7 protein-coding genes are annotated in these 12203 nt (G+C 65.9%); 2 read left to right on the top strand and 5 right to left on the bottom strand.

Annotated features, from left to right (window positions below; genetic code table 11):
• Position 1: 1 nt before the first annotated feature.
• A complete protein-coding gene (gene gspG / locus AC1D02_RS03085) occupies positions 2-430 on the bottom strand; it encodes a type II secretion system major pseudopilin GspG (protein ID WP_477313572.1) in 429 nt (142 codons plus the stop codon).
• 392 nt (positions 431-822) lie between these two features.
• On the opposite strand from gspG, the gene AC1D02_RS03080 reads away from it, so the two are divergent.
• Both AC1D02_RS03080 and AC1D02_RS03075 read left to right on the top strand, forming a co-directional pair.
• Complete coding sequence (locus tag AC1D02_RS03080) at positions 823-1257, top strand: post-PEP-CTERM-1 domain-containing protein (RefSeq protein ID WP_477313570.1); 435 nt, start codon at positions 823-825, stop codon at positions 1255-1257.
• Complete coding sequence (locus AC1D02_RS03075; RefSeq protein ID WP_477313568.1) at positions 1244-2683, top strand: PA domain-containing protein; 1440 nt, start codon at positions 1244-1246, stop codon at positions 2681-2683. Before AC1D02_RS03080 ends, AC1D02_RS03075 begins: the two co-directional genes overlap by 14 nt.
• Before the next feature lie 105 nt (positions 2684-2788).
• Here the strand turns inward: AC1D02_RS03075 and epsA are convergent, their stop codons facing one another.
• From epsA to AC1D02_RS03055, 4 genes are all read right to left on the bottom strand, one after another.
• Entirely contained in the window at positions 2789-3559 is a 771-nt protein-coding gene (epsA, locus tag AC1D02_RS03070; RefSeq protein ID WP_477313566.1) for an XrtB/PEP-CTERM-associated transcriptional regulator EpsA, read from the bottom strand.
• A 12-nt stretch (positions 3560-3571) separates the two neighbouring features.
• Positions 3572-4294 carry a winged helix-turn-helix domain-containing protein gene (locus AC1D02_RS03065; RefSeq protein ID WP_477313564.1) on the bottom strand — a complete coding sequence of 241 codons (723 nt, stop codon included), beginning with the start codon at positions 4292-4294 and terminating at the stop codon, positions 3572-3574.
• A 292-nt stretch (positions 4295-4586) separates the two neighbouring features.
• The gene (locus AC1D02_RS03060) at positions 4587-8933 is read right to left on the bottom strand and encodes an Ig-like domain-containing protein (protein WP_477313562.1); all 4347 of its coding nucleotides are present in this window, start codon (positions 8931-8933) and stop codon (positions 4587-4589) included.
• A 12-nt stretch (positions 8934-8945) separates the two neighbouring features.
• Positions 8946-12029 (bottom strand): Ig-like domain-containing protein, encoded by a 3084-nt coding sequence (locus tag AC1D02_RS03055; RefSeq protein ID WP_477313560.1) that lies wholly within the window; start codon positions 12027-12029, stop codon positions 8946-8948.
• Positions 12030-12203 lie beyond the last annotated feature (174 nt).

Below are 12203 nucleotides of genomic sequence, written 5' to 3'. Positions count from 1 at the left end.
GTCAGTTGGTGATGTCGGCGTCTTCGCCGGCGCCGCCCGGCTGGCCGTCGCGGCCCAGCGAGAGGATTTCGAATTCGCCTTTCGGGCCCGGCGCGCGGTACTGGAACGGATGGCCCCACGGATCGAGCGGCACCGCCTTCTTCAGGTAGGGACCGTTCCATCGGGCGGCGCCGCTGGCGGGTGCGGTCAGCAGCGCGGCCAGGCCTTCTTCGGTGTTCGGGTAGCGGCCGACGTCGAGCCGGTAGGTGTCGAGCGATTTTTCGAACGCGCCGATCTGGGCACGGGCGATGGTCACTTCCGACTTGCCCAGCTGCGAAAAATATTTGGGCCCGACATAGGCGGCCAGCAGGCCGATGATGACGATCACGACCAGCAGCTCGAGCAGCGTGAAGCCGCGCTGGCGCTCGCCCCGGAAATGTAATTCGGCCATGTCCTGCTCCTTCGATGATCCAGTGATGTGACGCCCATGCCGCCGCGGTAATCGACGCCGCCTCGCCAGAATGAAAACATGGCAATTCGGGCGTCAAAGGCTACCACAGCGAAAGTGCCGTCGCCAAATTTTTCTTTCCTATGCACTAAGCATTTTCCCAACATCATTCAAGTGTCCAAAAACAACATGGCGCGTTGCAGCAAATGAACGGCGTTTCAGAGAGGAACCCGAAGGAAATATGTCGCATTCGTAAAAAATAAGGAGAATAAACGTTAAGATTTTTCTCACACAAGTTATCTCCGAAGCTATATTCGCTAACAACCAGCTAAGAAAAGTGGGACATGGGAAATGCTTGGCACTGAATGTAAATACATCTTTCTGAGAGACATGACATGCAAAAACAAGTTTTATTGATGAGCCGTGTGGCCGCCATTGCGGCCCTCGCGCTCTCCGGTTCGGCGTTCGCCGCCGGCCAGGCCAGCCAGACGGCGTTCAAGGATCCAGCCACCGGCCGCATGCGCGAGCCGACCGCTTCTGAGCAGCAGGAGCTGCAAGCGGCCCGCGCCGCCGAGCGCGCAGCCATGAAAGCAGAAGGCGCCGCCGCCCGCGCGGCTGCCAAGGCCCCGGCGGCCGGCGTCCCAGTGCGCCAGTCGAATGGCGCAATCGAGATCACGCCCGACGAAGACACGATGACCTACTCGGTGATGACGCGTAACGCAGCAGGCGAACTGGTCCTGCAATGCGTGACAGGCGCCGCCTCGGCGCAAGCAGCGATGTCGACCCCGGCAACCACGGAATCCAAGGAGCACCAGCATGAAGTGCAATAAGCGTCCCTCCCTCACCCTGATCGCCGCGGCCCTGGCGTTGTCGTGCGCGGCCGGCGTCGCCCAGGCCGACGTCTCAATCAAGATCAACAACCTGAACGCACCAGGCATCGGCTTCAATGATCCGACCCCGGCCACGCCCGTCGGCGGCAACACCGGCACGACGCTGGGCGAGCAACGCCTGATCGCGTTCACCTACGCTGCCAACATCTGGGGCAAGACCCTGACCAGCAAGACGCCGATCGTCATCAACGCGCAATTCCGGCCACTCGCCTGCACCGCCTCCGGGGCCACCTTGGGCAGCGCTGGCGCCACCAAAATCTACTACAACTTCCCAGGCGCGACGAAAGAGGGCACGCTGTACTCCTACGCCCTGGCCAACAAGCTGTATGGCAGCGAAATCTCCGACACGCCAAGCGCGCAGATCAACGCCAACTTCAACTCGAACCTGGGCAAGCCTGGCTGCCTGACCAATACCTATTTTTACCTGGGCCTGGACTCGAACCATGGCGCTAACGTCGACTTCGTGACCGTTCTCCTGCACGAGATGGGTCACGGCCTCGGCTTCCAGACCTTTACCAATGGCGCAACGGCAACTTTCCCTGGCGAACAGCTGGCCGGTCTTCCATCGATCTGGGATCACTTCCTGCTCGACAACACCACCAACAAGCTGTGGGCGAACATGACCAATGCCGAGCGCGCTGCGTCGTCGCTCAAGCCAGGCGGCCTGTCGTGGACCGGCGCCAAGGTAACCCAGGCCGTTCCGAGAGTGCTGGGCGCGCCTGAAATGCGCGTGACCGGCGCCGGCGCCGGCGCCGCTGGCGGCATGTACGCTGTCGCCGACGCGCAATTCGGCCCACGCTTGACGAACGCAGGGGTAACGGGCCAGGTGATGCCGGTGGCGCTGCAGTCGGACAGCCCTGGCGTCGCCTGCACCGCGCTGAACGCGGCCAACGCGGCCGCGGTGAAGAACAGCATCGCCCTGGTCAGCCGCGGCACCTGCGCGTTCACGATCAAGGTCAAGCACGCCCAGGACGCCGGCGCGATCGCCGTGATCGTCTCCGACAACGCACCGGGTCCGCTGGCCGAACTGGGCGGCGCCGACGGCAGCATCACGATCCCATCGGTCCGCATCAGCCAGGCCGACGGCGCCCTGCTCGCCGCCAGCCTGACCAAGCTCAACGGCAATACCTCGGGCACCGTCGCCTCGCTGGCTATGTCGAAGACCGTGCTGCCAGGCACCGATGCGGCTGGCCGCATTACCATGTACACGCCTTCCGCGTACCAGCAGGGTTCGTCGGTTTCGCACTACAACACGGCGGCCAAGCGCAACCAGCTGATGGAGCCGGCGATCAATCCGGACCTGACGCAGTCGAACTCCGCGCCGAACGACCTGACGCTCGAACTGCTGAAGGATATCGGCTGGTAATCGACGCACGCTGGTCCGAAAGCCGCCGGCGCAATCCGGCGGCTTTTTTCATTTTGGCTTGGGGTCGACGCTCTGACGCGCGGGGTCAGACCTTGGTGGCCACCCTCAGATCCCCGGCTCGAGCAGGCGCAGCGACAGGCAGCGCGCCAGCGCATGGGTGCGGTTGCTGACCCCGAGCGCGCGGTAGATGCGCTGCAGGTGGTTCTTGACGGTGAGCGCGCTGATGCCGAGGATGCAGCCGACCTCGAAGTTGCTCTTGCCTTCGCGCACCCAGCGCAGGATCTCGGTTTCGCGCGCGCTGAGCGGGCGCGCCAGCGCCTCCTGGGGCGCCGGCGCGGGACTGCCCCCGGCCGACAGCCGCAGCAGCGCCATGTGCAGGTAGGGCAGCAGCAGCGCGAGGAAATAGGCGTGGCGCGCGGCCGGGCGCTCGGCCCAGCCGCATAGCACGAACAAGGTGGCGCCGCCGGCCAGCGCGCCGCTGCCGTGCACCACCATGTGGTCAAAACCGGCGGCGCTCAGTTCGGCCCGGTATGGTTCGAGCATGGCGTCGCCGGCGCGCCGTCCGCCGCCCGTCATCGCCGGCAGCCGGTCGCTGTTGCGGCAGTGGCGCGCCAGCCGCGCCGCCAGGCCGTGGGCGGGATCGGTCAGGCGCCGCAGCGCCGCGTCGTCGAGCACGCCGGCGTGGATGGGGTCGAGGCGCAGCAGCGCGCCGGCGGCGTCGAACTGCATGCACAGCATCAGTTGATGCGGCAGCAGCGCCTGCAGCTGGCCCTGGGTCCAGAGGAAGAACTGGCGCGCGTCGCGCACCTGGTGCGCCGACTCGATCACCCGCAGCAGGTATTCCTGCTCGAGCTTGCTGAGGATGACCGGTTCCACGCCCTACCTGCTTCAGGCGGCGCTTTGCCAGCCGAGCTTGACGCGCGCATCCCAGGCGACGAAGCGGTAGCCGCTGCCGCGCACGGTTTCGATGTGCTCCTGGTGGCCGCTGGCCTGCAAGGCGCTGCGCAGGCGGCCGACGTGGGTGTCGACCGTGCGCTCATCGAGGAAGACATGGTCGCCCCACACCTTGTCGAGCAGCTGGGCGCGGCTGTGCACGCGTTCCGGATGGTGCATCAGGAAATTGAGCAGGCGAAATTCGATACGGCCGAGCGTGATCTGCTGGGCGCCGGCGGTGACGCGGTGCGTGCTCGGGTCGAGCCGCAGGCCGGCCATCTGCACCGTGTCGGCGCCCGCCTGCGGCGCGCGGCGGCGCAGCAGGGCGTGAATGCGCGCGATCATTTCACGCGGACCGAAAGGCTTGGTGATGTAGTCGTCGGCGCCCGATTCGAGCGCCAGTATCTTGTCGTGCTCGCTGTCGCGCGCCGACACCATGATGATCGGCACGTCGCGCGCGCGCGGATGGGCGCGCAGCCGGCGGATCAGCGCGATGCCGTCCTGGCCGGGCAAATCCCATTCGAGCAGCACCATCTCCGGCAAGGTCGCGGCGAGCACGGCCATGGCCGCTTCGGCATCCGGCACGCAATCGACCCGGTGCCCGGCGCGGGTCAGGTTCAGTTCGATCAACTGCTGGACCGAGGGCGCGGCGTCGACGACGAGGATGGATGCGGACATGAGGCGATGTAATTTTCAGCAATAGTGTGACTGATGAACAACTTCTGTTTCACTATGCACCAAGAAGCCCGGCTTTGACAATACGATTTTGTGCGGCTGTTTCCGGGTTTGCCGAATAAACGCCGGTCTTCAGATCCCGTCGCCCTGCGGCAGTGGGCGCAGCAAGGGTTCCGATGAAGATGTGGATTGGGCAAAAAAAAGCGCATGTGTCGTTTCCGGACACATGCGCAATCAAAAAAAGGCGAATCGACGAGCGGGCCGGCGCGAACAGCGTGCCGGACCGCTGCGATTTTTAGTGCAGCCAGGCGCCGATGACGTGGCCTTGCCCGTCCAGGTAGTGCTGGCCGATCAGGGTCGCGACCGTCCAGCCGGCCAGCGTCACGCTGTCGCCGCCCAGGCTGCCGCCGCTGATCACCACCGCGTCCGCCGTGCCATTGCCGTCGGTGTCGGTGTTGACGATGCTCCATGCCGCCGCCGGCGCCACAGCCCCGCCCGCCTCGCTGTAGCCGGTCACGATGATGTCGCTGCCCGGATTGAAGTCGAAGATGGTGTCGTGGCCGCTGTTGGCGCCGAACACGAAGACGTCGTTGCCCGCGCCGCCGGTCAGCTGGTCGTTGCCGGCGCCGCCCTGCAGCTGGTCGTCGCCGCTGCCGCCGTCCAGCTTGTCGTTGCCGACGCCGCCGTTGAGCACGTCGTTGCCGCTGCCACCGTCGAGCCAGTCGTTGCCTTCGGCGCCGAGCAGCTTGTCGTCGCCGTTGCCGCCGTAGAGGCGGTCGTTGCCGAGGCCGCCGTCGAGCGAGTCGTTGCCGTCGCCGCCGAACAGCTCGTCGACGCCGTCGTTGCCCGACAGGATGTCGTTGCCGGCGCCGCCGTCGATGTTGTCGTTGCCGTCGCCGCCGAGCAGGACGTCGAGGCCGCTGTTGCCGGTGATGGTGTCGTTGCCCTTGCCGCCGTCGTAGGTGGTGTCCTTGCCGAGCGCAACGTTGAACACGTCGTTGCGGTCGCTGCCGGACAGGATCAGGTTGTCGCCGCCCTCCTTCACCGTCACCTGCACCGACATCGGACCCGACACGCCGCCGTGGCCGTCGGAGACGCGGTAGGTGAAGCGGTCGATCACGCTGGTGTTGGCGGCCAGCAGGTCGAAGGCGTCGACGTCCGCGCTGTAGCGCACCTGGCCGTCGACCAGCGTCAGCGTCGCGCCCAGGCTGGACTTGGCGCCATCGAGGATGATGGTCAGCGCGTCGCCGTCGGCGTCGCCGTCATTGGCCAGCACATTGACCAGCACGCTCGCGTCTTCCGTCACGACGGCCTTGTCGGCCTTGCCGTACGGGGTGTCGTTGGCGCCCAGGATGTCGAAGGTGACGGGCACGCTGACCGTGGTCGAGCCATCGCTCAGGCTGACCATGAACAGGTCCTGCGCCGGCGCGCCTTCGGCCAGCGCATCGGTGTCGCCCAGGCCGTTGTCGAGCTGGTAGGAGACGGTCATGCTGTTGGTGTCGAGCGTGGCGGTGCCGTACAGGCCGTCCTGGGTGAACAGGCCGTCGCCCTGGGAGATCCAGCCGTCGTTGCCGAACTCCAGCACGGCGCTGTCGATGTCGCTCACGTGCAGCTGGACCACGGCGGAGTCGACGCCGGGACCGTTCTGGCCGTCCTCGACCAGCACGTTGCCGGCCGCATCGGCGCTCAGCACCGGCGCGTCGTCCACCGACGCCACCGTGAACTGCGCGGTGACGATGCCCGAGCTGGCGCCGTGGCCATCGCCCAGCTGGTAGCTGAAGCTGTCGACGCCGTGGTAGTTGGCATCCGGCGTGTAGGTGAACGAGCCGTCGGCGTTCAGCGCCAGGCTACCGTGCGCCGTGCCGCTGACCAGGCTCACCGCCAGGGTGTCCTGGTTGATGTCCTTGTCGTTGGCCAGCACGCCTTGCAGGGCGTTGAGCGTCAAGGTGGCGTCTTCGTCGAGGCTGAAGCTGTCGGCCACGGCGACCGGCGCGCTGTTGATGTAGAAGGTGCCCAGCACCGGATCGCGCTCGCTCTGGGTGGTGTTGGCGGCCTGGTTGGTGTTGAAGTGAACGTTGTCGAACTGCGCGCCGCCGGCCAGGCCGGACGACACCAGCAGGTGGTCGAGCTGGGAATTGCTGCCGTTGCTGGCGGCGGTGTAGCGGTCGGTCGCGCTCAGCGTGTCGGCCAGGTTGACCAGGCCGGCGCCGCTTGCCAGCGAGGTCATCGCCGTGTCGAACTGGTAGGCGTTGAAATTGCCGCCCACCACGATGTGCCTGCCCGGATTGGCGGCCTGCAGTTCGGCGACGAAGTCCTGCACCGAGCCGATCTGATCGGCGCGCAGCGCGTCGCCGACGATGGTGGCCGGCTGATTCTTGCCGAACATCTCGTCGCCGCCGGCGCGGCTGGCCATGTCCACGCCGATGTAGGTGATGGTCTCGCCGCGGAAGGTGAAGTCGGCCGCCAGCGGGTGCACCGCGTTGGCGAATGCGTCGCCGGTGGCGGAATGGGTGTCGTCGAGCAGGCGCGCCGATTCTTCCACATAGTCGACACGGTTCGGGTTGTACAGCACAACGCTGCGCACGTTGGTGTTGATGGTGCCGCCGCTGGTGTTTTCGTCGGACGGGTCGACCTGCGCGAACTGGTAGCGCGGGCCGCCGGCGGCGACGATGGCGTCGATCAGCCGGCCGATCGTGAGGTCGGCGCCGAGCTCGCCGCCGATGTTGCCGTTGCTGTCCTGCACGCCTTCGAGGCCCAGCAGGTCGGGACCGGCCAGGTTGGCCACGATGTCGTGCGCCAGCGCGTCGTACTTGGCCTGGCTGTCATTCACGCTCAGGCTGCCCAGGTTGTAGCTGGCCACCGACAGATGGGTGACGTCGCCGGTCAGGCTGGTGGTCTCGCGCGAGGCGGCATGGTGCACGGCAGGCGCCGGCAGCGAGGTCGGCAGCAGCTCGTAGTTGCCGTTGTAGTAGCTCATCACGCCGGTGACATCGCCCAGCGTGTCGCCGGTGGTGTAGGTGCCGGTGATGCCGGCCGTCACGCCGGTGTCGGCGTACAGCTGGAAGCGCTCGGGGTTGACGTCGCCCAGCGAGTTGGTGACGCCGCCGCGGTCGTTCGCGCCGCTGGCGCCGTCGGTCACGACGTAGGTCGCGCCCGACACGGAATTGCTGACCACCTGGACGTTCCTGGCCGTCAGCAGCATGCCCTCGACCGATTCGTAGAAATCGATGGCGTCGTGGTCCGGATTGAACGCGCCGAAATTGTCGCTGTCGGCCACTTCGCCGGGCACCGCGCGGCCGCCTTCGCCGATGATGGTGGCGGCGACCGCGTTGTTGTGGCTGACGACGACCAGGTTCTGCACCGAGTTCAGTTGCGTGACGGTCAGGTTGTTGCTGTTGGTGCCGACGTTGGTGCTTTCCTCGACCACGCCTTGCAGGTCGACCAGGTCGCCGACCTTGACGGCAGTGGTGGTCGCCGACGAGACGAAGATCGCGTCGGAGGTGGCGTTGTTGCCGTCGCCGGCCGCGTCCTGGATCCAGTAGCCCTTGTTGCCGCTGGTGTCGATCGCGGTGACCACGCCGCTGGTGTGGATGGTCTGGCCGACCAGCGCCGAGGTGTGGCCAGCGCCCTGGATGTCGTAGATACCGGTCAGCTTCAGCGCGGTGGCGAAGTCGACCGGATTGGCGGCGTTGCCGGCGAAGGCGTTGCCGGCCGCGTCGACCACGGCGCCGGCCGACAGCGTCAGGTGATAGGTGGAGCTGAGCTTGAGGTCGGCCGACGGATTGATCGTCATGACTTGGCCGTTCAGGCTGACCTGGCTGCTGTCGGTGACCGAGATTGTACGCAGGTCGCCGGCGTTGTCGCTCAGCGTGATGGTGCCGGTGCCGAGGTTGACCGCTTCGCTGAAGGTCAGGGTCAGGTTGGCGCCGGCCGCCACGTTGGTGGCGTTGTCGGCCGGCGCCGATGCCGCGATCGTCGGCGCCGTGGTGTCGGCGGCGACGACGATGGCGGTGCTGGTGACAGCGATGTTGTCGATGCCGATCCACTCGTCGCTACCGACCGCGTCGGTCGTGATGATGCGGATTTCCACCTGAGGCTGATTGTTGGCGATGGCCGGCAGCAGCACATTGATGTGGGTCGACAGGGTCGCCAGGTTCGGGCCCGCGCTGGCGTCGGCGGTGTAGGCGCTCGGCAGGTTGGTCCAGTTGCCGGTGTCGCCGATGCGGTACTGGATCGCGATTGGCTGGACTGCGTTGTCGCCGCTGCCGTCGACGTCGCGCAAGTCCAGGTTCAGGCGCACGTTCTCCATTCCGGTCGAGTCGAGGTAGAGCACGAGGTTGGGCGCGTTGGCCGAGCCCGAGCCCTGCAGCGCGACGACCGGATTGGCAATGTTGAACTCGGCCACGCCGCCGTTGGTCAAGGTGTTCGGATTGGTCTGGTTGGCGAGCACGTTGACGGTCGACGTCACGCCGTCGGTCAGCGCCAGCGCCGGGTCCTTGGCGGTGCCGCTGACGACGCCGACGCCGTTATAGCCGACGATGCTGGCGACGCCGCTCCAGTCGTTGTTGGTCGTAATCAGGGACTGGTTGGACCAGTCCTGGGTGAGACTGCCGGTCGAGAGCTTGAAGAATAGTTTGGACATGTCGAGTTTTCCTTATTGCACATTGACGCTGACGTCGTCGATGATGAAGGAGGTCGCTGCCCCTTCATTTTCGGCGCCGGCGAAAGTCACGGTCACGGCCTGGCCCTTGTAGGCGGTCAGGTCGAAGTTCTTTTGCACGTAGACCGTGCCCTTGTCCAGGTTCGAGTAGGTGGCCAGCGTCGCCAGCACGGCGCCGCTGCTGTTGCGCAGCTGCACCTGCAAGGTGTCGACCGGCGCCGCGCCCGTTTCCTCGGACGTCACGCGCAGCCAGAAGCTGAGCGTTGCGGAAGCGGAGGTCGACGGGATCGTCACCTTCTGCGCCAGCGAGGCCGTGCCGGCGGTGCCGGCGCCGTTCAGCCAGGCCTTGTAGGTGCCGGTGCGCGCCGCTTCGCTCGGGTCCTTGTTGATCACGCCGGCAGTCGCGGTCCACTTGGTGGCGCCCGACTCGAAGCCGCCGTTGAGGATCAGGTTGGTGGTGCTGTTGCTGACCGAGAAGCTCAGCGGAGCCGAGGCGCCCATGTTGCCGGCCGCGTCATAGGCCTTGGCGACCAGGCTGTGGCTGCCATTGCTCAGCTGGGTCGAGTTCAGCGCCAGCGAATACGGCGCGGCCAGCGAGGTGCCCTTCAGCACGCCGTCGACATAGAACTCCACCTTGGTCACGCCGACGTTGTCGGAGGTCGCGGCGGACAGCGTGATGGTGCCGCTGGTGCCGCTCTCGCTTGCCGTCACGACCGGGGCGACCGCGTCCGGATTGTTGATCGTGAAGGCAAAGGCGGCCGAGCTGCCGATGTTGTTGGCCGCGTCGTAGGCCTTGGCCGTCACGTTGTGGCTGCCGTTGGTCAGCAGGGTCGAATCGAGCGCCAGGCTGTACGGCGCCGCGGTGGTCGAGCCGGCCAGGCTGCCGTCGACGTAGAATTCGACCTTGGTGACGCCGACGTTGTCGGACGCCGCCGCGCTCAGGGTCACGCTGCCCATTTGCCCGGTCTCGCTGGCCGACACCACCGGTGCGGCGGTGTCGACGATCGCGTTGCTCACCGCGAAGGTGACGGCGGTCGAGACGCCGACGTTGTTGGCCGCGTCGTAGGCTTTGACGACCAGGCGGTGGTTGCCGTTGGTCAGGGTGGTCGAATTGAACGTGGTCGAGTACGGCGTGATGCCGGTAGCCTGAACCAACGCGTTGTCGATGTAGAACTCGACCATCGTCACGCCGGTGTCGTCGCTGGCGTCGGCGGACAGGGTGATGTCGCCGCTGGTGCCGGTCACACTGCCGCTGACGGTCGGCTTGATGTAGTCGCCGGTGCCGTTGGTCTGGGTCACCCACACCGGGGCCGACCACAGGATGTTGCCGTCGGCCTGGGTGGCCTTGGCGTAGTAGAAGTGCTCGCCGATGGTCGGGACGATGCTGGCGCTGGCGGAGTTGACCAGTACCGACACGGTGCCATTGCGGCCAGGGACGCCCTCGTAGATCGTCACCGTGGAGACCGACTTGCCGTTGGCGTTGGAAAAGCTGGCGGCCAGGTCCAGCGGCCCGCTGTTGTAGAAGCGCTCGCCCATCACGTGACCGTTGGCGGTGAAGATCAGCTGCGAGGCCTTGTCCATGGTGGCGAACACGCGGCGATCCTTCAATGCCTGAATGAAGCTGGCGTTGCTCAGCGGGGTGCCGCTCGGGATCAGCACGCCGGTGCGGTTGGTGTAGGACGCGCCCCAGTTGGCGCAGTGGTTATCCTGGTCGGTCGAAAACGCCACGTGGAAGCCCGCTTCGAGCGCCTTGTTGCAGGCGGCCTCGTAGTTGCTGCGGCTGGTTTCCGTTTCCGTCGTGTTGGTCGAGAAGGCCGAGGTGTTGAGCACTTCGCACAGGGCCATCGCGGTGTCGCCGTCCGGCGTGTAGCCGAGCGCCTTGCCGTTGACCTGGAACTGGCCGCTGGTCGATGGGTGGTTGAACTGGCCGACCCAGCCGCGCTGCGCCATCAGGGTGTACAGGGCGGCGTAGTCGCCCTTGGCCGTGTAGGTGTCGCCGATCAGCTGGCCGCTGCTGTTCGATTCCCAACCCAGCAATTCATTGGTGTTGAAAATGTTCATGTGACCGCCGTTGTTGATCACACCCCACTCCAGGCCGTAGATCCCGAGGAAGTTGGGGTTGGCGGCATTGAAGCTGGACGCGGCGGTCAGGCCGGACTGGTACAGCGCGCGCGCATTGGCGGCGTTGGCGTTGTTGTTGGTGCTGTCCGAGCCGTCGTACATGTGGTTGTGCTCGGAGGCCATCAGGAAATCGAGGCCCTTGTTCATCGCGTAGGTGTAGGCCTGGGTCGGGCCGCCGGCGGTGCCAGACTGCGGATTCTGGGCGCCGGTGCAGGACGACAGCGCGCCACCGCCATCGCTATGGTTGGTCTGACTGTGCAGGTTGCCGAAGTAGACCGTGTAGCCGGGCAGCGAGGTGCCGGCGGTGGACGCGGCGGCCATCGTCGGCGCCGCCAGCGTGACGCCGGCGTCCGAGACGGTTTTGGACTGCGCCGCCATGGTTTGCAGCGTCGAGCCCTTGGCTTTCGGCGCGGGCGCGGCCAGCGTGGCGGCGCTCGGCATCGGGGCGGCCGGCAGCGCGCCAACCACGATGTCCCATTTCTGTTCTTCGGTTTCCTCGGCGCCGGCGAGCAGCGCGTCGACCGCTTCGCGGCTGGTGCTGCCGACCTTGGCGCCCTTGGCCGGGTGGGCCGCGGCCAGCATGCGCACGGTGTACACGCCATCGGCCAGGCTCGGGTCGGCGCTGCGGGCGGCCCAGTCGACATTGACTTTACGCGGCGCACCGGTCAGGCGCTCGATGCCCTGCCAGCGTTGCACGACATAGCCGCGCGCGTCGAGCAGTTCGAGGCGCCAGGCGATGTCCTGGGCGCTTTCGACGAAGGGATAGGAGAAATTCAGCGCGAAGCTGCGGCTGCCCTGGGGGCCCGCGGCGTACGGCGCGTACAGCGTGGCCTCGAATTCGCGGTGGTCTTCTTCAAGATGTTGCGCCAGGGCGCCGAAATTGATTGCTGCCAATGCCATCGCGAGCAGTGCGCGACGCGGCAAGGATTGCTTGCCGAACTGATTTTTTCCGTTCATACCTGAGCCTCTTCGTTATTGTTCGCCTCGGAAAGCCGGTGCTTCCGCGGAGTAATATGCCTATGCGCTTGAGCTAACGCAAATTCAATTTCATTGCTGAATTGAGACCAAATCCGAATAAATCCGGTTTTACCTAGGGAAAACTTAATTCTATTTTTAAAAGTTTCTTAAAAT

The sequence above is a fragment of the Massilia sp. P1_C10 genome (assembly GCF_056406475.1).
This window is presented reverse-complemented; position numbering and strand designations above follow the sequence as displayed.